Source organism: Agrobacterium vitis, from assembly GCF_013426735.1.
GTDB lineage: Bacteria > Pseudomonadota > Alphaproteobacteria > Rhizobiales > Rhizobiaceae > Allorhizobium > Allorhizobium vitis_D.
Window position 1 is genome coordinate 1,477,089 of sequence record NZ_AP023272.1, and the last position, 22,769, is coordinate 1,499,857.

At 56.9% G+C, this 22,769-nt stretch carries 17 protein-coding genes; 6 read left to right on the plus strand and 11 right to left on the minus strand.

Features of this window, described 5'->3' with window-relative positions; genetic code table 11:
* From thyX to H1Y61_RS06720, 6 genes are all read right to left on the minus strand, one after another.
* Complete coding sequence (gene thyX, locus H1Y61_RS06695; RefSeq protein ID WP_180574104.1) at nt 1-951, minus strand: FAD-dependent thymidylate synthase; 951 nt, start codon at nt 949-951, stop codon at nt 1-3.
* 300 nt (nt 952-1,251) lie between these two features.
* Nucleotides 1,252-1,782 (minus strand): DUF3800 domain-containing protein, encoded by a 531-nt coding sequence (locus H1Y61_RS06700; protein ID WP_180574105.1) that lies wholly within the window; start codon nt 1,780-1,782, stop codon nt 1,252-1,254.
* Between the two features lie 125 nt (nt 1,783-1,907).
* A protein-coding gene (locus H1Y61_RS06705; protein ID WP_235680674.1) for an IS3 family transposase occupies nt 1,908-3,082 on the minus strand; the annotation gives its coding sequence in 2 pieces (ribosomal slippage) (nt 1,908-2,806 and nt 2,806-3,082; 1,176 coding nt in all).
* Nucleotides 3,083-3,103: 21 nt separating this feature from the next.
* Nucleotides 3,104-3,577 (minus strand): hypothetical protein, encoded by a 474-nt coding sequence (locus tag H1Y61_RS06710; protein ID WP_180574106.1) that lies wholly within the window; start codon nt 3,575-3,577, stop codon nt 3,104-3,106.
* 538 nt (nt 3,578-4,115) lie between these two features.
* On the minus strand, nt 4,116-4,676 hold the full coding sequence (locus H1Y61_RS06715; protein ID WP_180574431.1) for a GNAT family N-acetyltransferase: 561 nt from the start codon (nt 4,674-4,676) through the stop codon (nt 4,116-4,118).
* Between the two features lie 22 nt (nt 4,677-4,698).
* On the minus strand, nt 4,699-7,056 hold the full coding sequence (locus tag H1Y61_RS06720) for an Orn/Lys/Arg family decarboxylase (RefSeq protein WP_015916838.1): 2,358 nt from the start codon (nt 7,054-7,056) through the stop codon (nt 4,699-4,701).
* Between the two features lie 443 nt (nt 7,057-7,499).
* Here H1Y61_RS06720 and H1Y61_RS06725 point away from each other — a divergent pair, with 443 nt between their 5' ends.
* Both H1Y61_RS06725 and H1Y61_RS06730 read left to right on the plus strand, forming a co-directional pair.
* Entirely contained in the window at nt 7,500-8,378 is an 879-nt protein-coding gene (locus H1Y61_RS06725) for a 3'-5' exonuclease (RefSeq protein ID WP_409363972.1), read from the plus strand.
* Nucleotides 8,379-8,549: 171 nt separating this feature from the next.
* The gene (locus H1Y61_RS06730; protein WP_180574108.1) at nt 8,550-8,696 is read left to right on the plus strand and encodes a DUF1127 domain-containing protein; all 147 of its coding nucleotides are present in this window, start codon (nt 8,550-8,552) and stop codon (nt 8,694-8,696) included.
* A 323-nt stretch (nt 8,697-9,019) separates the two neighbouring features.
* Here H1Y61_RS06730 and dinB read toward each other — a convergent pair whose 3' ends face one another.
* The 3 genes from dinB to H1Y61_RS06745 form a co-directional block, all read right to left on the minus strand.
* The gene (gene dinB, locus H1Y61_RS06735; protein WP_180574432.1) at nt 9,020-10,114 is read right to left on the minus strand and encodes a DNA polymerase IV; all 1,095 of its coding nucleotides are present in this window, start codon (nt 10,112-10,114) and stop codon (nt 9,020-9,022) included.
* A gap of 622 nt (nt 10,115-10,736) precedes the next feature.
* Complete coding sequence (locus H1Y61_RS06740; RefSeq protein WP_174111483.1) at nt 10,737-11,138, minus strand: ester cyclase; 402 nt, start codon at nt 11,136-11,138, stop codon at nt 10,737-10,739.
* 20 nt (nt 11,139-11,158) lie between these two features.
* Nucleotides 11,159-11,758: a nitroreductase family protein gene (locus H1Y61_RS06745; protein WP_174111482.1), complete on the minus strand. Its 600-nt coding sequence runs from the start codon at nt 11,756-11,758 to the stop codon at nt 11,159-11,161.
* 123 nt (nt 11,759-11,881) lie between these two features.
* Between H1Y61_RS06745 and H1Y61_RS06750 the strand changes: the two genes are divergently transcribed.
* The 3 genes from H1Y61_RS06750 to H1Y61_RS06760 all read left to right on the plus strand — a co-directional run bounded on the left by H1Y61_RS06750 (nt 11,882) and on the right by H1Y61_RS06760 (nt 16,261).
* Nucleotides 11,882-12,262, plus strand: coding sequence for a winged helix-turn-helix transcriptional regulator (locus tag H1Y61_RS06750; RefSeq protein ID WP_180574433.1), 381 nt, complete (start codon nt 11,882-11,884; stop codon nt 12,260-12,262).
* A gap of 483 nt (nt 12,263-12,745) precedes the next feature.
* A complete protein-coding gene (locus tag H1Y61_RS06755) occupies nt 12,746-13,882 on the plus strand; it encodes an aminotransferase class V-fold PLP-dependent enzyme (RefSeq protein WP_180574109.1) in 1,137 nt (378 codons plus the stop codon).
* A 156-nt stretch (nt 13,883-14,038) separates the two neighbouring features.
* Nucleotides 14,039-16,261: a GMC family oxidoreductase gene (locus H1Y61_RS06760; RefSeq protein ID WP_180574110.1), complete on the plus strand. Its 2,223-nt coding sequence runs from the start codon at nt 14,039-14,041 to the stop codon at nt 16,259-16,261.
* 169 nt (nt 16,262-16,430) lie between these two features.
* Here H1Y61_RS06760 and H1Y61_RS06765 read toward each other — a convergent pair whose 3' ends face one another.
* Entirely contained in the window at nt 16,431-17,840 is a 1,410-nt protein-coding gene (locus H1Y61_RS06765; RefSeq protein WP_180574111.1) for a DEAD/DEAH box helicase, read from the minus strand.
* Between the two features lie 357 nt (nt 17,841-18,197).
* Nucleotides 18,198-18,521 (minus strand): hypothetical protein, encoded by a 324-nt coding sequence (locus tag H1Y61_RS06770; RefSeq protein ID WP_180574112.1) that lies wholly within the window; start codon nt 18,519-18,521, stop codon nt 18,198-18,200.
* A 407-nt stretch (nt 18,522-18,928) separates the two neighbouring features.
* Between H1Y61_RS06770 and H1Y61_RS06775 the strand changes: the two genes are divergently transcribed.
* Nucleotides 18,929-22,759, plus strand: a complete 3,831-nt coding sequence (locus H1Y61_RS06775; RefSeq protein WP_180574113.1) for a PAS-domain containing protein — start codon at nt 18,929-18,931, stop codon at nt 22,757-22,759.
* The last annotated feature ends 10 nt before the right edge of the window (nt 22,760-22,769 follow it).

Genomic DNA, 22,769 nt, shown 5'->3' on the forward strand with positions numbered 1-22,769 from the left:
TCACAGTACCTTCAGCGAAGGTAGATTAAGGGCCCCACTTAGTTCCTGCCACTCCCGTGCACTCAGCCCGCTGTTCTCCTGATTGACCGTGTCTCCGGCTATCATCCGGCGGACCGCCTTCACGGCCGTGCCCGATAATTGAACTGCTTCCATCCGGTATTCCTTGAATGCGGAATGGGCGATCGGAACCCAGGCCTGCATGATTTCCAGCATGATGTCTGCATAAGCGCGTATTTCATACTGCGCGTGCGCATCGGCCCTCAGACGCAGGAAGTTCATAAGGTTGTGAAGATCGGTCTTCCAGTACCATTGGGTATAGAAGTTAAGCGAAAGATTCATGCGGGCAAGTTCGCGGGCAAGCCCGGAGTGGTCTTCGCGGTGGTCAGGGTTGCTAGGGTCGTTCAGCATCGTTGAGTAGTCGTCGTACGCCTGCTTTGCGTCGCGGCGCAGCAGCGACAGAACTTCCGCCGCCTCATCTCCCTCCAGAACGGCCCCACGCCCCTGGCGGTTGGACGTCGATTGCGCGGCAAGGTGTTCAGGCTGGGGGATGTAGAACTCGTTATCGAGTACTGAATACCGGGCCGAATATTCATTCACACTTGCCGTGCGGTGGCGGATCCATTGCCTCGCGACGAAAATCGGCAGCTTTACATGGAATTTAATCTCGGCCATCTCAAAAGGAGTCGTGTGGTGATGGCGGAGAAGGTACCGGATGAGCCCGCTGTCTTCCTGTGTCCGTTTCGTGCCTCGGCCGTAGGATACTCGCGCGGCCTGGACGATCGCGCTGTCGTCGCCCATGTAATCGACCACCCTGACGATGCCGTGGTCCAAAACTGGGAACGACTTGTGTAGGATATCTTCAAGGCCGGGCGACACCGGTCGCAGGGTACTCGACGGCGCTGACCTGATGGATTCGATTTCGGCGGCTTGCTCGGTCGTTAATCCAGTCAACGGTGTAACCTCCAGAGTTCGTACGTCAGATTCCTCCGGTATAGATCGGGACTGTTAAAACATCTATGGACTTGGCGCGAACGAGCGCAATAAAAGCTCGAATGATTGCAGCGTTTGACGCTGGTCCCGTGTTAACGGGGTCGGTGCAACAGTTGCCCCGTCCGCGGCAGCCTCTGCATCTCTCGCTGATGCCAGCGGCGCAGCACGAGACATAAACCTCAGATTCAGTCTAGCGTCTTCTTTATCGGAGATCTAGCAAGTGTCGAGCGGAAGCTGACGTTCATCATTCCGTCGACGTCATCAGCGCTTCGGCTTCGGACCAATGCGCTCCCGCTCATGCCGCAGAAGATGAGCATGGACGATCAACTCGGACATGCGCCGGCATAGCTGGAAGTCATCCGTCTTGGATTTGATCCTGGCTTTTAGGACAGCCAACTCTTTTGACTTGGGCTTCCGCTGCGCCACCCAGAGTAGCATGTCTGTCGCCTGAAGTCCGGCATTGTCTTTTGATGACAGCATTTCGAATTTCGCGAGATCATACTCCGCAATTTTTGCCTCAGGGAAACGGCTATCATCGAAGTCTTGGAAAATAATGCGGCCAAAATGCTGGTAGCTTTCCGCCAAGGCTTTTCGAAATTCATCCTGTTGGTCGTGAATTAACCTTTCTGGCAGGCTCTCTTCCTTCTGAGCGAAATCGTGAATCGCTTGGAACAATTGGGTAAAGGCAACCACGTTCGGCGAACTCGCCTGATAGCCCTTTTTCTTTGATGTATCGCTGAGCGTGAATGCCCTGGGATTTTCCCGAGTGAAGTCGAATGCCGCCGCGATCACTTCACGGATCTGGGGCGCGCAATCCACTCTTTTGAGGGCTCTATCGACCTCTTCAAGTGCTGCAACTACCCCCTCGATATCGTCAACCTGGACTTGCCCGAAAAAAGTGGAGAGCGAAGGCTTCTTCAGGGTGTCAGCTTGAGAGGGATGCTCTCGAACTGAATTGGGCTTTTGTAGCCCAAGGAGGAATGTCTTCTTTTTGGATTATAGAAGGCGTCGATGTATTGTCCAATGGCGATTTCAGCTTGGGTCCTTGTTTTGAATACAGTTCGCCAAACCAGTTCTGACTTGATTGTCTTGAACACGGTTTCCACCATGGAATTGTCATAGCAATTGCCCTTGCCGCTCATCGACAGGATGAACCCGTGAGCTTTCAGAAGCTTTTGGTAGTCGGTCGCGCAATATTGACTACCACGGTCGGAGTGGTGAATGACATCCTTCGGCGGTCTGCGGATGGCTATGGCCCGTCGTAATGCCGTCAATGCCAGGTCCTGCTTCATTCGATCACTGGTGGCCCAGCCGATAATACGTCGAGAATAGAGATCGACAACAATGGCCAGATAGAGCCAGCCTTGCGTCGTCCAAACGTAGGTGATGTCAACACCCCACTTCTGATTTGGACCTGTGGCGGCAAAGTCCTGATCCAGAATATTGGGGGCAACAGGCCCTTTGTGATCGCTGTCAGTTGTTCTCTTGAATCGGCGTTTCTGCAATGCCTTCAAACCATTGTCATGCATGATGCGAGCAACCCTGTGGCGACCGACGCAAACCCCGTCTTCCTTCAGTTCCACCGTCATGCGTGGGCTTCCATAGGTTTCATGTGAGGTGGTGAACTGAGCCCGGATATGAGCCAAAAGAACCATGTCCGTCCTTTGCCGCAGGCTTGGTTTGCGTATGTCCCAAGCGTAATATCCGCTTTCACTGACACCCAGAAGCGTGCAGGCACGCTGAACAGGAACATTGGCCTTCTCTGCCGCAATGACCTTGAATTTCATTTCATGGTTTCCTTTGCAAAGAAGGCGGCTGCTTTTTTTAATAAATCGCGCTCCTGACGCAGAATTTCATTTTCCTTGCGAAGACGCGCCAGTTCCTTGGCAGTATCTTCGTGTGGTCCAGAAAGCAGGTCGGCTTCCTTGTGGGCGCTCACCCATTTCCCAAGCGTCGAGAGCCCAACGCCAAGATCATCGGATATTGCACGCAACGGCCTGCCGCTGGTGCGCGCAAGTCGGACAGCCTCAGCTTTGAAAGCATCTGTGAACTTGGCGTGGCGGCCGGGTGAATTCTTCTTCGTGTTCGTCATAGGGCGAAATCCTATCAAAGGTTAGGGATTCGCTCTCCACTTCTTCCGGGCAAGTCCAACCAGATACGAGGCCCAGAACTGCCTTGCTGTTTCCAGCGACATAGCCTGGTCAATCGTGAGGCACAGGACGTGGCGATTGAGTTCGTCCCAGTACCAGTGACCTGGAACCTCTTTGTTTTCCCCCGCGTCGAAGATGACATCGACGAATTTTGTGGGGGCCATGTACGGTTTGTGGATCTCAGTAAGGTTGAAAGTCCACACCGCCGATCCTTCGATTGCATCAATGACCTGATGGGCTAGAGCTATGATCTGTCCCTCCGGCCATTCATGGGCATGGACCCGATCCGCTCCCTTCTCTTTGAGAAAGGGACGCAAGACCTCATCTACCAGAGGCGTAATATCAGAGGTCGCAAGGATCGCGCCAAGCCGAAAATATTCGTTATGATCAAAAATGTTGCGCCCCGAGTTGCCAGTTTCATCAGCGTAGATGATCATACTTACTCCGGGAGAAATGGCCCTCTTAGGCGGCTACACATTTGGATGGTGCAGTAAATGCAGGGTGCTTTCTGTAATTTAAGCGTTCAGGGGTGAAACGCAACACCTTCAATTTTGATGTGAATCCAGCACGGTTGGTTCCGCGGCCGCTATTAAATATTGTTTCCACTGTGCCCTCCTGTGCAAGCATTTACCCGAATTCAGTGACAGGTCGGCGGTTCAAATCTCTTCAAGGCGGGCGTTGTGAGGAGCACTCTTCGTCAAGGTGCACTTATCAAGGTGCTTGGAAACCTTGAAACTGCACACTTGAGCTGCAAACGCTGCATCTCTGCTCCTTCGAATAATAGGAAGCCAGGCCGATGATCTGAAAAAATGCCCGACCCCGTAAGCCCAGGATCTACCATTGGTGTTCCAACAGGCTGCATGACGGTGTCGAGCTCCACCATGCAGCCGATTGCAGTGGTCGCGCTGCTCTTAGGATGCGTGCGGAGCCCAGCAGGTCTGTGGTCCTACCACCGCATAAAGCCGCGGTGGAACGTCAGCGTGTGGATAACGGCGGCGGGGGAGGTGGCGTGGTTGCACCTGTCCCCAGCGAACGTTGCACCATGACGCTGTCCGCCCAGCGGCCGTAGCGATATGCGACGGCCGGCAACAGGCCGACTCGCACGAAGTTGAAACGATCGTGCAGGGCAAGCGAAGCCACATTGTCGGCGTCGATGTAGCCGATGATCTGCCGGAATCCCGCTGCAGCACAGGCGTCAATCAGACCGCGCAGCAACTGGCTTCCGACCCGCTTGCCGATATGGTCGTGATGCACATAGATCGAGTGTTTGACCGTATAGCGATAGGCCGGTCGCTTGCGAAACAGAACCACATAGGCGTAGCCCACGACCGTGCCGTCGATGGTTGCGACAATATGGGGAAAGCGTTTGCTCTTGAGGTTCTTGCGCCGCTCCCGCAGGTCGTCCGGTTCGGGGGTGTCGCTGTCGTCCACGCCCTCATCGAGGCCGCGGCGGATATGCCGTCGATAAATCGCTAGCATCGCTTCCACGTCTGCGTCGCGCGACGGCCGGATGACCATCCGGTTGTCCTGGTCCATAATTTGTTCCGACATGGCCAGACTACTCCGCAACGACGTAGGTATAGAGCCGCACGCGCCCGGCGGCATCCGTTTCGCGATAGACGCCCTGGATTTCCACTTCGAACCCGGGGAAGGTGTTGAAGCAGGATTCGAACATCTTGAGATAGTCGATCATCGGCTGCGCCAGATCGGTGAGCCGCTCACCCGGAACGATGGTGGCGATGCCCGGCGGATAGACCACGAAGGGGGTTGTCGCGATGCGTCCAGTAATCTCGTCGATCGGCAGGTAATCGACGTCGTTGCGCACCAAGCTGCGTGCCGCGTCATGCGGAGACATCGCCATTGGTGGTAGGTGCGCAGCAGAAAACTGCTTTGCCTGCAACGCGCTGACGTTGGCATCCCGAAAGAAGCGGTGCAGATCGCCGCAGAGATCGCGCAGGCGCACGCCGGCATAGCGGCCCGGGCGCCGACGGTAGAATTCCGGGATCACTTCTTCCAGCAATGCATTGTCGTCATGCAGCTTCTTGAAGGCCACGAGGCCGCTTATCAGGGTGCCGGCCTTGCTTGCCTCGACCCCAGGCGTCAGCAGGAAGAGCAAGGAGTTGAGGTCGTTCTTCTCGGCAACAATGCGGTTTTCGCGAAGATATTGCGCTACGATCGGGGCAGGAATGCCATGTTCGGCATAGAGACCGGTCTTGCGGTCGAAGCCCGGCGTCAGCACCGTCAACTTGTTGGGATCCGTCATGGCGAACCCCTGTTCCATGCCGCTGAACCCATGCCAGGATGCATCGGGGGTGAGGTGCCAGAAAGCCGGGTTTGTCGCCAGCTGGTCGGTGGCAATGCTCTCCCATGGCACGTCGTGCGAGGCGCCGGGGCTTGCAACATCAGGGATCAAGACGCGATCCGGCACGAAGGGCTCGAAGAACCAACGGCGCTCTGCACGCGGCTCCTTGTCCTCGAATTCCCTGCGCACGGCGCGCATCTTTTTTCTGAGTTCGATCCCGAGGCGGATCGTATCGTCCCACAGCACCTCGCCGGAACGACCCTTCATCATCTGCGCGCCGACATCGAGCGAGGCGAACAGGGGATAGAAGGGCGAAGTGGAGGCATGCTGCATGAAGCTCTCATTGAAGCGCCGGTGCTCTACGCGCCGCTTCTGGCCGGTAATATGGCGATCCTTCATGTGGATCTGCGACGCCTGCGAAAAGCTGGCGAGCTGCTTGTGCGTGGACTGGGTGGCGATGATGCCGGGGGAATCCGGGCCGAGATTAGCGAGCCCCATGGCGAATCGCCCCGCATAAAGCGGGTGAAACTTCATGAAGCCGGCCCAGGCCTCGTCGAAGAGGATATAGTCACAGAGATGACCGATCGATTTCAGGATCATCTCGGCATTGTGGATCGTGCCGTCATAGGTGCACTGCTCGACGACGGCAACACGGAATGGCCGCGGCTTCTGCCAGGCGTCAGGATCCTTCACCAGGGGATTGGCGCGAATGCGCGCGCGCAGCGCGGTCTCGTCCAGCGACGCGTAGTCGATCGGGCCGATGAGACCATGCGCGTTGCGGGTGGTCGGGAGGTAGATGGGAATGCCACCCGATATCATCAGGGCCCCATGGTGCGCGGCCTTGTGATTGTTGCGGTCGAACAGCACGAGGTCGCCATCTGTGACAAGGGCGGAAAGCGCGACCTTGTTGGAGGTAGATGTTCCGTTCAACACGAAATAGGTCTTCTCGGCGCCGAAGATCTTTGCCGCTTCCTTCTGTGCCGCAAGCGCCGGCCCCTCATGAGTGAGGAGGTCGCCGAGGTCGAGCACGGAATTGTCGAGGTCGTCGCGGAAGACCGCTTCGCCGAGATGCTCCATGAACACGCGACCGATCGGGCTGCGGCTGTAGAACACGCCGCCATTGTGCCCGGGACAAGTCCAGAGATGGTTGCCTTCCTCTGCGTAATCCACGAGCGCGCCGAAGAACGGCGTTTTCAGCGTTTCCGCATATTGCTTCAGACGGCTGATGAGGTTCTTCGCGATGAAAGCGGGCGTTTCCTCCGACAGGAAAACGTAACCATCAATGAAGTCGAGCACCTCGACCGGCACGTCCTCGAAACGCTTTCCACGGATCAGGAGGATGATGGGGAAATCCAGCCCGCGGCGGCGCATCAAGTTTATGAGGTGAGAGGTCTTGCCTTCAAGCCCCTTTTTTCCCCAATCGACCATCATACAGCCGATGGCGGCATCAGTCTGAACAACGATCTCTGCGTCGTCCAGATTGCGGGCACGCACCACTTCAAAACCGGAACGCTCGATCTCTTGAATGATCTGTTTGTAACGAACGCCCTCCAAATCCTCGCTGTCGAACGAGGGTGTGGCGAACAAGAAGTTGAAGCGTCTGAAATAATCCATGCCAGCATCCAAAGTTGATCGAACGAAAGCTGTCGCCTTATTTTATGACGGGGCTGTGACAACGGCGATGCGCTACCACTGGCGTTCGTTCAAAAGGTCAATGGAGAGCAAAGCCTGAACACGGGAATGCGTGAATAGTCTGCCGAGAGGGCTACTGGATCTCACGAAGACCGGAGACTGATCAGGCCGTCGCGGCAGGAAAGGGAGGACTCTGTCGCGATCGGCATGCAGTTGCACGTTAGGCGTTCTTAACTTAGACCCAAAATGCTCCATTATGATTGAACTGCCGGTCCCACCGTGTTTGAACGGCGGCAACCGGCGACGAAGTGATGGCGATAGAAATGGCAGAACAGTTTGACATGTTTTCGGGAGAGGTTTCGCGCGATCGGCTCGTTGTTCGTGCCAAATCAAGACCCGTGAAGCCTGAGCAACCGGTCGCTTCCATGAGTGAAGAGGAGATGGTTCGCCATTTGTCGGAGACGGGCCGCTACCGCATCCTCACAAAACTTATGCCGCGGGAGGTCGTACCGTTCCCACGCCCGGAATTCCCGCTCAAAGGCATCATCCTCGACACCGAGACCACGGGCTTGAATTGGCGCAAGGATGAGATCATCGAGATCGGGCTGATCGTGTTCACTTTCGATTCCAATGGAAACATCGGTGACGTGACCGAGGTCTATGGCGGGCTTCAGCAGCCAAGCATGTCTATTCCCGCTGACATCACGACGCTCACCGGCATCACCGACGAGGTGGTCGCCGGTCAATCGATCGATATGGAGGTCGTCCAGGCCCTGATCGAACCCGCGGATTTGGTGATCGCCCACAATGCCGGTTTTGACCGTCCATTCTGCGAGATGTTGTCTCCGATGTTTGCGGGCAAGGCCTGGGCCTGCTCGAATGCTGAGATCGATTGGTCGTCACGGGGATATGAAGGCACCAAGCTTGGCTATCTCATCGGGCAGGCGGGTTTCTTCCACGAGGGCCATCGTGCGGTTGACGATTGTTTCGCGCTCCTGGAGGTTCTCGCAAGGGACAATGATGGAACGGCCTCCACCGCTTTTGCTGAACTTTATCAAGCAAGCCAGCGATCGCGTGTCCGGATCCTTGCCGAGAATAGCCCCTTTGACATGAAGGACCACCTGAAAGCGAGAGGCTATCGTTGGTCTGACGGAAGCGACGGCCGTCCGAAATCCTGGTGGGTCGAAGTCGATGAACAGGCGCTAGACGAGGAACTCTCATATCTGCGAACCGAAATCTACTGCTATCCCGAGGCAGATCCACCGATCAAACGCCTGACTGCCTTCGACCGTTTTAGGGCTTGATGCCATCGCTTTGATCAGTTTCCGAGAAGACCAATGCTTTGAGTGCATGGCTGACCTCAGACCTTGTGTCTTATCGACGGGCGGGCAAGGGCCTATATTCCAATTATCGAAACGACGTTGGAACCAAGGCAAGGTTGCTGGCGTCAAGAGACCTCACGAAAGGGGATCATCATGAACGTAGCACGCACTTTCAACAATTGGCGCAAGTATCGTCAGACCGTTACCGAACTGGGTCGCATGAGCACACGTGAGCTGCAGGATCTGGGCATCAATCGCGCTGACATCAACAGCGTTGCCCGCCAGTCGGTTGCTCGCTAAGCGGCTTTTTCCCAAGCTATTGAATTGATACTACGCCCGCTGATGACGCGGGCGTTTTTGTATGTGGCCCACCACGGAACCTCAGCTCGATACTTCTGACGCCGCAAAAGGGCATTGCGCTTCTCGCATAGCTGCACTGCAGCAATGTCTGTTTCGTGTGCGGCGGAAACTGGTATCTGATTTTCATCGAAGCGATGCACCTCCTCCCGCAGAGCTTCGAATTCAGACGGCCCACTCCTCCTCCCAGCCGTTGTTCGGTTCTTTTCGGAAAGCCTGCCGCACCTCCTCCCGCGGCAGGCTTTTTCGTTTTTAGGGCCGTCGCATCAGAGTTCGAGCGCGAGCTGCGGTGTCTGCTCGCTTTCTTCGGTGTTCAGCGATGACAGGGTGATCCCAAGCAGCCGCACCGGATGTTTGAACGGGAATACTGAAGTGAGCAGGGGCTCCGCTATCCCGAGGATCATGTCGATGTCCGACACGTATCCTGCCACGGTCCTGCTGCGTGTCGCCTGGCTGAAATCTGAATATTTGATTTTGACGGTTACCGTCTTTCCTTTGATGTCGTGCGCCTCGCAATAGCGCCAGACTTTTTCGGCCAGGGGCCGCAGCTCCGCCCTGGCCGGATCGAGATCATCGATGTCCTCGACAAACGTATCCTCAGCACCAACAGATTTGCGGATGCGATCTGCTCTGACCTGCCGGTCGTCGATGCCCCGCGCGATGCCATAGAAGTAAGATCCGGACTTGCCGAAATGCGTCTGAAGAAACTGAAGCGACTTCGATTTCAGATCGAGCCCGGTTTCGATCCCATGGCGTTGCATGCGCTCGGCCGTGGCGGGCCCCACGCCATGGAATTTCTTGACGGGGAGGGCCTCGACAAACCCTGGCCCGTTTTTTGGCGTGATGACAGCCTGGCCATTCGGCTTATTCAGGTCGCTCGCCATCTTTGCCAGAAACTTGTTGTAGGAAATGCCGGCTGAGGCGTTGAGACCTGTGGCTGCCTTGATCTTTGCCCGGATTTCCAGCGCGATCTCGGTGGCGATCTCCATGCCCTTCAGATTTTCTGTGACATCGAGATAGGCTTCGTCCAATGACAGCGGCTCGATCAACGCCGTGTATTCGGCGAAGATCTCGCGTATCTGGTGAGAGACCTGCCGGTAGACGTCAAAGCGGGGTGGTACGAAGATCAAATCCGGGCACTTGCGCTTGGCGGTCATGGAGGGCATCGCCGAGTGGACGCCAAAGGCGCGTGCCTCATAACTTGCGGCCGCCACCACGCCACGGGCCGCGGACCCGCCAACGGCGACGGGCTTGCCGCGCAGCTGCGGATTGTCGCGCTGTTCAACAGAGGCATAAAAGGCGTCCATATCGACATGGATGATCTTGCGCACAGAGACGCCGTTCGAACGATCTGGGCTCATGGCCGTCTCAGGCCCTACCGAACTCGTCATGGCGTGATCCCTCGGATGTGTTTTATCGCGCATGAATAAAACTGCCTGACATCCCGACTGCCGCATAAAAGCATTTGGAACAAATAATGAACATAGCATCGGCAAAGAGAGCTGCAAAGCCCTGAAAGAGCAGTTCATGAACCGCCCCAGACTGCTGTAAATCCCGTCATCCGGGAAAGTTAGTTGTCGTCGGCCAACACCATGAGAGAAACAAGGAAGAACGCCGCATTTTGTTCTCTACATATGGCTTCTGGAAACGCCTCAGGCGCAGGCATGCCCGGCGGCGTGCGGCTAATATTTACCCCTGCTGTTCAATAAAATTCAGTCGTAAGTAGTCCATTTCGTGCGATACAAAATGAGATATAAACTGCGATACAAATGAGAATTTTTACGAGCAAAAAAAGAAGTTTAATAATATAAATCATATGTTTATTGTTTTATGATTCTTCGTGTCGAATCCTGTCGGGTGCGCCATTTTCATTAAATCTTCAAATTCTAACCGCGCTGTAAATGCTTCGGACCTTTTCCTCTGCCTCCTCGCTCCGCCAGACGCAGACGCGGAGATGATCCTACGCGCCGGCTATTTCAAGGGTCAGCTTATTTGCGCGACGATTTTCATGAGGTTTAGAATGCCCCAATGCGCGGTAATGAACTCGCCTTCGACCTTCAGCACATCGATAACGTCGAATGTTATGCGCCGTCCGGTTGGTGGAATGCCGTTAAAGGCGCCAGTGTGGGTAACGGAATAGATCTTGCGGGTGGTGACGAGGTCGCCTTCGGCGGTCTGAAAATCGATCTCGCAGACCGGTTCGGAGAAGGAGGCGTGGAAGGCGCGGTAGAATGCCCGCACGCTGTCCCGATCCGATGCGAAGCCGGGCGTGGGCGTGTGGTCGATGAAATCAGGATGCATCAGGGCATCGAAGACGGCGTAATTGCCGCCGACTTGAACCTCTTCAATGAGTTTTCTGACAATCGCCTTTTTATGGTCGTTCATGACTTTCGTCTCCATTCAGTTCAAAGGGGAAATGTGCCGTGGAAAGCGGAGGTGTTGACAGGGCGGCGCGGGCTTGGTGTCTCGCGTCCGCGCAGCGCCTCGGGAAGCTGGTCGGAACTTGCGCGTCGTCCAATCGCGATGACCACCTGCATGGCATATCCCTCGGGCATATTTACCGCTTCGGCGGTCTTTATCGGGTCAATGCCGCCCATGGCATGGGTGGACCAGCCCTTCAGATGGGCCTGGAGCGCGAGATAGCCCCAAGCTGTTCCCGCGTCGAAAGTGTGGCCGGGATTGGGAACCTCCGCATCGCTGCCCGGTGGAATGAGAGTTGTCTTTGTGGTGATGACGATCAGCGCCGCCGCATGTTGCGCCCAGACCCGGTTTCCTTCCCAGAGCGCCGCGATGACCCCATCAAATTGGGTTTCTCCACGAAAGCTGTAAATAAAGCGCCAGGGTTGGGCGTTCAGGCCGGAGGGTGCCCAGCGCGCCGCCTCCAACACGCCGAGAAGCTCCTGTTCGGAAATTGTCTCTTCGGTGAAGGCGCGCGGAGACCAACGATCCAGGAAGAAATCTTCGATCGGGTGGTCCGCTGTACGGGAGATTGTCTTTACATCCATTATTGAACCTGCTCTCTTCTCGTTACCAGTCGCGCCAGGCTATGGCGCGGCGGTCAGCGGCGCAAGAAAGGGAGCGAGAAATTACCTGGTAACCCCGAGGTAACCGGGCTATCGTTTAACGTGATGGAAACTCTGGAAAACAACCTGGAAAATTGCCCCATACGCGATGTGCTTCACCGCGTATCCGACCGCTGGAGCATGCTGATCGCTCTGCACCTCGAAGGGGGGACGCTGCGGTTTTCAGAGCTCAAGCGATGCATTCCCGATATTTCTCAGCGGATGCTGTCGCAGACGCTTCGGCGACTGGAACTGGATGGCCTTGTCGAACGCCGGGTCTATCCGGTTGTCCCGCAGCGGGTGGAATATGACCTCACACCACTTGGGCGTTCCTTGTTGGTGCCGTTTCATCTGATGAAAAATTGGGCCGAGGCCAATCATGCAACGATCCGTAAATCCAGATCATCGGGACGTGATCGCCAAAAAAAATCGGCTTTTGGTGAATAGATCGATTAAGCGATGGGTTGCCGTTCTCTAGGTTTCATGCGCCGTATGACCTGTTGAATGCGCCGCTAAAAGCTTGGGACCATCGCTCATCAAGGGCTGCTCGGTATGGGCGCGGTGGATCTGAAGCCGATTGCGAAAACGGTCGATTGCGGTGCGGAGCCTCGCGCTGCCTTGCCGCCTGCTGTTGCAGCTTCTTCTAAGAAATCACATAACATATTGTTCTTGCTTATGTATCACCAAGGCTAGCTCTTGGAGATCATGAAGCTCGCGCCATGTGCCGTCGGCAACATCCTAACGTCTCTGTCCTTACGGCGCCGAATGACTTTTTTTGGGTTGAAAAAAACAATCAAAAATTACAGTTACAATTTAGGGTAGTTTTAGAATTTACTGACTGCTAATTCTCGCGCGCAGTCCTTAAACCTCCCAGGATTAACGAGGCGAATTATGAATGAAATTGTAAAACTTATTAGCAAGCATAATGATGTGAGAACGGGTGCTATTAACCTGATCGTCAGTGAAAACCGTATGTCTCCGGCCGCGTTGGCGGCCCTGAGTTCCGACCTTGCGTCCCGCTATGCGGCGCCATTTTATGCCGGCACCGATATTTCCCAGGAAATCGTCGCGATTACCGAGCAGAAGGCCAAAAAACTTTTTAACGCCGAGTATGTGAATATTTCCCCGATTTCCGGTAGTGCGAGCCTGATGGCCGTTGTATTCGCGCTGACCTCACCGGGCGACAAGGTCGGGCGTGTCCCGCCTTTCTTTCCAGGTGGCGGATATCCCTTCAATTACGAAGTGTTTGACCGGGTTTCCTTGCCGCTTCCGTTCGATGACGAAGAGTGGCAGCTCGATCTCGAAGCCACTCTGGAGCTGCTTGAGCGGGAAAAGCCGAAGCTGGTCATTCTTGGCGCGTCGATCTTCACCGTTCCCATGCCGGTGCGCGAAGTGGCCGATCTGGTGCATAGCTATGGCGGCATCGTCGCCTATGATGGCTCCCATAGTCTGGGCCTGATCGTTGGCAAGCAGTATCAGGACCCGCTCAACGAGGGCGCCGATATTCTGTTTGGCTCGACCCACAAGACATTCCCCGGTCCGCAGGGGGGCATTATCGTTACCAACAGCAAAGAATTGAACGATCGCATCGACATCGTCTCCAATTTCACGCCGTTGAATGGACCGACGATGATTTGCAATCCGCATCTGGCGCGCATTGCCTCGCTGGGCATCGTCATCGATGAAGTGCCGTGGGAGCGTTATGCCGAGCAGGTGGTGAAGAATTCCCGCGCCTTCGCCAACACGCTGCAAGCCAAGGGCTATGAGATGCGGGGCCAGTCCACCAAGAAATTCTCGGAATTATCCTATTGCCATCAGGTGCTGCCCAAGCTCGACCGGCAGATGGGTCAGGGATATCGCGACAAGCTGAAGCAGCATAACATTCATGTGGATGGCTTTATGCGGGTCGGCACGGCGGAAATTACCCGTCTTGGTTATGTCGAAGCCGATTGCACCCGCATTTCTGAAATCATGGCCGAGATCGTCTCCAGTAATCAGGATGTCATTCCCTCGCTTCGCCATGAAGTCGTCGAGATGAATGCCAACCACCAGCACATTGTCATGTGAGTTTGATTTTCCCTTCCTGTCGAACGGGGGGAAACAAGTTTTCCCGAAAAACAACCATGAAACGTAACAGGTCTGTCCGGTGCGATCCGGACCGGACAGGCCTGCTCTGAACCTCATATTTCTTCCGAACCCAATATTTTCTAGGGGGTCTTTATCGTGTCTTCGAAAAAAGTTTCGGCGTCAGCCAAAGAAATTGTCATTCCCGAAAATGGCGGTCCGCCGGTTTATGAAACGATCATTATCGGCTCCGGCTTCGGCGGCAGCGTCGCCGCGCTCAGGCTGTGCGAAGCCTTCCAGAAAGCCAATTATTCGGCTACCGCGGGCAAGCCCGTGCTGCTTTTGGAGCGCGGCAAGGACTGGTGGGGCAATCTGACAGGCCAGCCCACTACCGCGCCGCCGTTCTGCAACTATCGCCAGCCGGATGGCCGCGCTGGTTGGATGGTGGATGTCGAGCCGTTCGGCACGCCGCAATCCCCACCGGATACCTATGGCCAAGCCGAGGATTTGGGTGACGAGACTGCCAACTTCAATACGATGACCACCTATGCGCAGCGTCCTATCCCGGTCTATCCCGGGCTGGTCGAGACGCTCACCGCTTTCCAGGGTCCGGTGCCGACCATGACCGCCATTGTCGGCGCGGCGCTTGGCGGTACCTCGCAGGTCTATAACTCGTTCTTCCAGAAGCCGTCGCAACTGGCCTTCACTCTGGCCTTCCGCGATCCAGAGCATCTGGATTCCTACAAGGATGTACTGCTATCCTACGACAAACTGGCGCAGCATTACGACACCGTTGAGCAGATGATGGGGCCGAAAACCATCGATGCCAAGGAAAACAAGGTGTCGGTGACGGTGCCGGTCAGCAGCGATGCGGACCTGACGGTCTCCTATCCGCTCAAGGACAGCCCGCCCTATCTTTCTACCCGTAGCTTCAGGGCGCAGGTCGCGAAGATCGATGAGGTCGTCAAGTCGGGCGCCGTCGAAACGCCGATCCAGTCAGTCACGCTGGAATATACCAAGCTGGCGCTCGACTGGGGCGTGGTCTGCAAGGAAGTCAACGCCGAAATGCTGCCGTCCGCCATCATCGGCGAAATGTGGTATGGCATGAACAGCTATTCGATCTCGACCAAGCCATTGGGGAAAAAGGAATTGCTGGGCGTCAAGAAGGCGCTGGACCAGAACTACCTGAAACAGGCCAAGGAAACCGGCCTGCTTGACATTCAATGCCTGAGCAATGTCACCAATGTCTACCAGGATCTGAGCTCCAACAGTGTGAGCCCGGTCTATGTCGTCACTGTCGAGGAGATCTCGCCAACCGATGTCGCCAACCCGACATCGGTGACCTATCGGGCGAAGAACGTGATCTTCTCGGCTGGCTCCATGCATACGGCACCGATGCTGCTGGAATATTCCAACAATCCCAATCCGCAAGCGCCTGACACCAATGGCCTGCCAGCGCTGAGCAAATATGTTGGCCAGTTCTGGGGCCAGAATGGCGATGTCACCGGCACCCAGGACATGAGCTGCAAGACGCGTCCTTCGGATGGCGGTCCCGGCTCGACAGATGCCTCCTTCTACTTCGTCAAGGACGAAAGCGTGGATGGCACCGTCCTTTCGGACGACAAGCTGGAGGCGGCCTTCAATCAGTCGATCGACTACATGAAAAGCAATAATTCGGCGTCTTTCATTCGCCTCATGCTTTATCCTGCCTGGTTTGACGAAGCCGACAATCTGCAAAACACCTATAATATGTCGGTTTGCTACGACCCGGCGCCGGGCTATTTTGACGTGAATTCGGCAGCGACCAACACTTCGGGCCGCAAAACCTATAGCCTGTATTATCCCAATACGCCTGTGGCGGGTTCGAAGCCTTCCCAGTTTGGTGCCAGCAGTTCCGGCGTGCTGGATTCGGTCAATGCGCTTACCACGGTGCTGACCGAATGGGGTGAGATCAATGCCAGCACGGAGGGTGAAAGCCTGATCCGGCGCAACGGCCCTCTCTCCTATCGCGGTGCACTGCCGGCACTGGCATCGACCGAGCAGTATCACGCCCGAAGCTTGGAAAGCTGGGACCCCAACCGCGTGCCGGAGGAGTTCGTGGTGGCCTATGGCGTCACGGCCCATCCGCTCGGCGGCTGCGTGCTGGGTAAGGCCTGCAACGAATTCGGGCAGGTCTTGGCAGTTGAGGACGCGAAGGAGGAACCAGACGTCAAGAAGGATGAACCAGAGGTCAAGAAGGTGGTACCAGGCCTCTATGTGGTTGATGGTTCTCTGATTCCCGGCTCCACCGGTGCCGCTACCCCGGCCTGGACCATTGCCGCCGTGGCCGAATATTGCATGACGAAAATCGCCGAGAAGATCGTTGGCACCAAGCAGCAGTGAGCCGCTCCGTCAACACTGAAAGCTGACGGGTAAGCAATCTCAATGAGATATAAGGGCCGTGTGTTTGATGAAACACACGGCCCTTTTGCCATTTTCAGCCTTGTTTCATCTGTTCTGGTCAAAGAAAAAGGCCGGAAAAACCGGCCTTTCGTAAATTCACAGAGGACGCTTAACGCTCGCGGCGCTGGCCGCCTGCGCCGGCGCGGGCCGGGCCGTCCTGGCGTGGACGGTCGGGGCGGCGGGCCGGGCGACCGTTGGCTGGCTTGTTGCGGTTGGCCGGGCGTGCCGAACGCTGTTCGCCACCATCACCTTCTTCGCGTGGGCCACGGCCTTGCGGACGGCCATCCTTGCGGGCCGGGTTGCCATGGTTGCGGTTGCCGGCACCAGCGCCTGCACCGCCACCACCACCTGCGCGGCGGGTCGGACGGGCAGGGCGGCCACGGTCAGCCGGAGCCTCGCCGCTGGCAACCGCGATTTCGATACCCATCAGCCGCTCGATGTCGCGCAACAGGCGGGCTTCGTCTGGACCACAGAAGGCAATGGCGATGCCGTCGCGGCCAGCACGGGCGGTACGGCCAATGCGGTGGACATAGGCGTCAGGCACTTCCGGCAGGTCATAGTTGAACACATGGCTGACAGCCGGAATGTCGATGCCGCGGGCGGCAACGTCGGTGGCGATCAGCGTGCGGATCGACCCATCGCGGAAACCCTTCAGGGCGCGCTCGCGCTGGCCCTGGCTCTTGTTGCCGTGAATGGAGGCAACCGAGAAACCGGTGATTTCCAGATGCTTCATCAGCTTTTCCGCACCATGCTTGGTGCGCAGGAAAACGATGGAGCGGCCATCGGGATGATCGGCAAGGGTCTTCTTTAGCAGTTCGGTCTTGTGGTTCTGGCCATTGACGAAGTGAACATACTGTTCGACCTTGTCGGCTGCCTTGCCCGGAGGCGAGACTTCAACGGTGACCGGATTGTTGAGGAAGCTACCGGCCAGATCGGCAATCGCCTTCGGCATGGTGGCCGAAAACAGCAGGGTCTGGCGCTTGGCCGGAACCATCTTGGCAATCTTGCGCAGGTCGTGGATGAAGCCCAGATCCAGCATCTGGTCGGCTTCGTCCAGCACCAGATGGGTGACGGCGCGCAGCGAAATCGCATTGCGGGAAATCAGGTCCAGCAACCGGCCCGGAGTAGCGACGAGAATGTCGGTGCCGCGTTCCAGCTGAAGTTGCTGCTTGTTGATCGATGCGCCACCAACCACCTGGTTGATCTTGATCGGGGTCTTGCGAATGAAGGACCGCAGATTGTCGCCGATCTGGTTGACGAGTTCGCGGGTCGGGGCAAGAATCAGCGTGCGGGTGGTGCGATTGTCGGGACGGCGTTCGTCCTTCATCAGCAACTCGATGATCGGCAGGCCAAAGGCAGCGGTCTTGCCGGTGCCGGTCTGGGCAAGGCCAATCAGGTCGCGACCGGCCATCACCACCGGAATGCCCTGCGCCTGGATGGGGGTCGGGGTCTCGAAGCCAAGCTGGGTCAGCGTGGCGACAACAGTCGGCGAGAGGCCAAGTTCGTTAAAACTGGTCAATTCATAAACCTTTCGGGGCGCCAAGACGAGAGAGCCACGATCGCCTCATTGCGATTATAGCGGTCTTTGGCGTCAAGAACCCCGCGTGAATTGGGAACTTGTAAGTTGGAAACGACTTTCGGTGCGTTTGACCGCTGATGCGGCCATATATGAAGCACCCATACCTTTTTTGCATGACAGTGCCGAAATAGGCAAAGCCGGAATGCAGTGGCGCGCTCACGCGGCGGCCGGAAGGCTGAAAGCTTGCGCCGCTTTTGCGCGTTTTGCGGCCAAATGTCAAGCGCCCGCCCATCATGGACGGGCGGGCGCTGAATATTTCTACTATAATCCCCGTCTGGGTGACGGGCGGCAGATCATTTACCGGGGGCAGACCTGAACGCGGTAGCTGTCGCCCCATTCATCGTAGCGCCGCTCGAAGTGGCAAGGTGCCGCATAAACCGGTCGATAATAGGTCCGATAAACCGGTGGGGGTGGTGGTGGTGGGTCGTAGGACCGGTAATAGCGCGGCCCCCCATCTATTCCGTTGACGATGGCGCTACCGACGATGCCACCGACGGCACCGGCTGCGACGCCACCCCAGAAACGGTCGTCGGCCTTTGCGGCAGGTGCCGTCGCCATCAGCGATGCACCTACGAGAGTGGCGACAAGGCCCGCAGACATACTCATGCGAAATACGGACATGGCTTGATCCTTTCAGAACTTTTTCTCCGAGGAGAATGGTATGAAGATGATCCTGAAAACGGGCATATTGATGATGGAATTGTGGAGCCAAGATTAAATTATCGTCATTTAAAACGATCAACGCCATAAGAGTAAATGCCATAAGATATTAAACTTAAAAGATATTTTATAAGATTTCCGGTTGGTGTGCCGCGTCTCCGCCACAAAGACTGGGCGCTCGGTCCTGCCTTGCGCACGGTGCTGCCCCTGCCGGTAAAAAGCTTTGTGAAACAGGAGATTGACAGGATTTTTTCAGTCAGGCGCTTTGTTTTGTGTTTTGCCTGGTGATAGGGTTGTTTCCACGGCGGAAAAGGGCACAGAGAGGTTCATCCGTGATGCAGGCGGCTCGGGCAACAAAGGGGATACCATTGCCGATAGAAGGCGGATTGCTCACCATAGCGTGCGAGAAAATCGCCAGGCTTGATGTGCCCGCTTTCATCAAGGATAGCGAGCTTCGTTTCGTTGCCGTCAATCCCGCCTTTGTCGCATTTTTTGGAGCGGATCTCGAAGACCTTCTCGGACGCAGGGCAGGGGAACTGACGGACCGTCCGGAAGATCTGGCCTGGGAGGATGTCGAGCGCCGGGCGCTTGTGTTTGCGGAAGAACATTTGGCCCTGTGTTTCGATCATAGCGGTCGCCAGCATTGCCGGGTGCAGATCGAGCGCTTCATCACCGAAGACGAGATGCCCTATGTGTTCGGGGTGTTTCGCGAGCGGCCTGGCCGGATCAAGAGCCGGGGCTGGAAGAAAGAGCCGCCGCTGTCAGGCGCCCAGATGCCTTCTGCCATGGCTGAAATCTCCAGAGATGCCGCGTCTCAAGTTAGGAGCGCTGGTATTGGAAATGGGGCGCCTGGTGCCTGCCTGCCAGCCGATTATGCGATGCTTCTCGATCTCATTCCGCTTGGTGTGCTGCTTCTCGATCCGCAGCTCGATATTGTCTATTTCAATACCAGTTTTTCCAGGATGTTGGGTGAGACAACGGTCGAACTGAAGTTCGGCATGAATTTTCAGGCGGTTCTCGACGTTATCGGACGTGCGGGGCGGGATGGGAGTGATGAGGATATATCCGGCCAATTGCTTGCCGCGTCGATAGACGAACCAGAGCCATGCCAGATCGCCATGCCGAACGGCCGGGTGATTTCGGCCCGGGGCAACCGATTGGAAAACGGTCAGTTTCTGCTGCTTTATACCGATGTTACCGAGGCGCAGACCTATGAGCGCGAAAGCACTCTTTACCGTGCAGCGTTGGAAAATGTACCGGAGCCGGTTTTTCTGCGCGATGGCGACCGGCGACTGGTGTTTGCCAATGCCGCTTATGAACAAATGCTGGGTGGCGACCGGACCCGCTTTTATGGCTTGCGGGAAGACGAGATGTTTCCTGCCGAAGGCGAGGCCCTGCGCCAGGAGAATATCGAGGTCCTGGAAACTGGATGCGCGACGGAGCGCGAACAGCTGATCATCATGCCCAATGGCGACACCGTGCCCTTGCTGACCAGCCTGAAGCGGATCGAGACCAAGGATGGCGCGCCTTATATCGTCGGGACTTTGGCGGATGTTTCGCTGCTGAAGATCGGCGAACGACAATTGCGCGAAGCCAAGGCGCATGCCGAAAAGCTCTACGACGATATAGAGGCCATCCTGCGCACCATGCCGGTCGGAGTAATCATCCTCGATGCGGATCAGAGTTTAAGTTTTTCCAACCTCATGGCGCGCAATATGGTGAATTGGCCTGAGGACCAGGCCATGACGGGCACAAGTTTCGCGGATTATCTGCGCCATGCCCATGCCAATGGCTGGCCACTCAAGACTGGCGATGACGCCAGCCCCACCCCTGATAGCCCCAATCCTGATAGCATCGGCCCTGAAAGCCGGATCGCCGCCTATAGTCTTGAATTGCGGACGTTGACGGCGGCGCGGCAAACCGAGGTGACGCTTTCGGATCGCCGGCATATCGTGGTGACGGCATCGCCGCTGGACGATGGCCAGATCATGCTGACTTTCTCTGACTATACCGAGCAGCGGTTGCGCGAGCGTGAGATAGACGAGGCCCGTGCCCGGCTGCAGGATGTCGGCAAACTGTTGGAGGAGGCCACCCAACACATGGCCCAGGGGCTCTGTGTCATCCAGACGGACCGTATCCTTTACCGCAACGATAAATTGGCGGAAATATTGAACGTGTCGCCGCATCTGGTGCGCACAGGGGCGGATTGGCGCCAGCTTTTCGATTACTGCGCCGAGCGAGGCGATTTCGGCGACAATCCAACGGCGTTTCTTGACCGGATGCGATCAAGGTTGTCCGTTGACACCTCTGCCAGCGTCGTGGTGCAACGGCGCGATGGCGCCTGGCGCAGTATCGAGGCGATTGTCAGCGCCGAGGACCGCTGGCTGTTCGTGATCAGCGATGCCAGCGAGGCAAAGCAGCGTGAGGTGGAACTGACCACGCTTGCGGCGCAGGCCGAAGCGGCCGACAAAGCCAAATCGCGGTTCCTGGCCAATATGAGCCATGAAATCCGCACGCCGATGAGCGGCGTGCTGGGCATGACGGAATTGCTGCTGTCTTCCAATCTCGATGCCCGGCAAAAGACCTTTGTCGATGTGATCGTCAAATCCGGGCGCTCGCTGCTGACCATCATCAATGACATCATCGATTTCTCGAAGATCGATGATGGTAGCCTGTCCTTGCGGTCGGCCCCTTTCGATCCGCTGGCGGCGGTGGAGGATGTGGTGACCTTGATGGCCGGGCGTGCCGCGGAAAAGGATGTGGACATTCTGGTGCGCGGTCAGGGCGCGCTGACCCATATGCTGGCGGGCGATGCGGGTCGGTTCCGCCAGATTCTCACCAATCTTTTGGGGGAGGCAATCCGGGCCACCGACAGAGGTCATGTGCTGGTCGATCTCGGTTTGCGCCAGGAAGAGCCGGACCTGGACGTCACGCTCCAAAGCCACGGAGATCCTATTTCGGAAACGAATGCCGAGGAGAGTGACCGCGCCCGTGCATGGCTGGTCCTGCGGATCGAGGATACCGGCCACGGCATGACGCCGGAGCAATGCCTGATGGCCTTTACCAAGTTTTCCCAAATGAATGACGGGGCTTTGCATCACCGGGATGGGGCGGGTCTGGGGTTTTCGATCGCCGGTGGGCTTGTTCATCTGTTCGGCGGGACGATCGGGGTGGAAAGCGCGCCCGGTCGAGGTGCCACCGTGACGGTCAATCTGCCCTTTGCAATGGCGGCTGAAAAACTGCCGAGCCTTGCCGGCTTTCAGCTGCGCGGCGCCCGGGTTCTGGGTTTCGAAAGCAATGATATCAGCTGCGGCATTCTCAATGACCAGCTTTGCCGTTGGGGCTTCGATGGCGTGGCGGTTAACGATCCGGCGCTGGCGCTGGCTGTGCTGGAACAGGCAGAGAGCCAGAGAAGCCCGATTGAGGTGGTTGTGATCGATTGCTGCCGGCGTAGTGGCGGCGGGCTGGATCTGGTCCGTAAGATCCGAGGTGATCAAAGGTTCGATCCGCTGTCGATCATCCTGTTGGCGGCGGATGCCCCCTTCAATCTCGACAGAATGGCCGATGGACTGAATATTCAGGCGCAGCTTACCAAGCCTGTGGGTGAAAACCTGCTGCGCAATGTTGTGATCGACGTGTTGCGCGGCGCGCGGCGCGGCGCTGTCTCATCACCCAGGGCAGAACCGGAGGCCGAGGCGCCTCTGATCTCGGACGCAGAGCAAGCGGATCTGATGCCGTCGAGCGTGATGCGGCAAGAGCAGATCGATCTGCTGGTGCTGGATGCTGGTGAAGCGGAGCGTCATTTTTTCCATCAGGCCTTGCAGGTGCTGGGGGTTGGCCATGCCTGCGTGGAGGGCGAAAGCGAGGCACTTGACCTCTGGCGCCAATGGCAGCCGGGCATGATGCTGATCGATCTCGTTGAAGATCGGGCGCGGGTGCTCGATATGGTCAGGCAGATCCGCGCCGAGGAAAGCCAGCGGCCACAGGCCGCGCCGACCGTGCTGATCGGTCTTGCGGGCGATCTTTCCACCTATGACAAGGCGGCCTGCCATAAAGCCGGTCTTGATGATCTCGTCCTCAAGCCTGTCAGTCCCGATCGTCTGCAGGACTGCATTGCCTATTGGTTAGGGGGCGCCGCAGCGCAGACGCAGCCACAGACCCTGGCAGAGGACCTCGGTGCGAGGCTGACGGCACTGTAACCGTGGGGCC

Coding starts and splice junctions, on each gene's coding strand:
- H1Y61_RS06770 (WP_180574112.1), bottom strand. CDS start 18,521: ATGTCCGTATTTCGCATGAGTATGTCTGCGGGCCTTGTCGCCACTCTC.
- H1Y61_RS06740 (WP_174111483.1), bottom strand. CDS start 11,138: ATGAACGACCATAAAAAGGCGATTGTCAGAAAACTCATTGAAGAGGTT.
- H1Y61_RS06710 (WP_180574106.1), bottom strand. CDS start 3,577: ATGATCATCTACGCTGATGAAACTGGCAACTCGGGGCGCAACATTTTT.
- H1Y61_RS06750 (WP_180574433.1), top strand. CDS start 11,882: ATGGAAACTCTGGAAAACAACCTGGAAAATTGCCCCATACGCGATGTG.
- H1Y61_RS06715 (WP_180574431.1), bottom strand. CDS start 4,676: ATGGACCAGGACAACCGGATGGTCATCCGGCCGTCGCGCGACGCAGAC.
- H1Y61_RS06720 (WP_015916838.1), bottom strand. CDS start 7,056: ATGGATTATTTCAGACGCTTCAACTTCTTGTTCGCCACACCCTCGTTC.
- H1Y61_RS06730 (WP_180574108.1), top strand. CDS start 8,550: ATGAACGTAGCACGCACTTTCAACAATTGGCGCAAGTATCGTCAGACC.
- H1Y61_RS06725 (WP_409363972.1), top strand. CDS start 7,500: ATGAGTGAAGAGGAGATGGTTCGCCATTTGTCGGAGACGGGCCGCTAC.
- H1Y61_RS06745 (WP_174111482.1), bottom strand. CDS start 11,758: ATGGATGTAAAGACAATCTCCCGTACAGCGGACCACCCGATCGAAGAT.
- dinB (WP_180574432.1), bottom strand. CDS start 10,114: ATGAGCCCAGATCGTTCGAACGGCGTCTCTGTGCGCAAGATCATCCAT.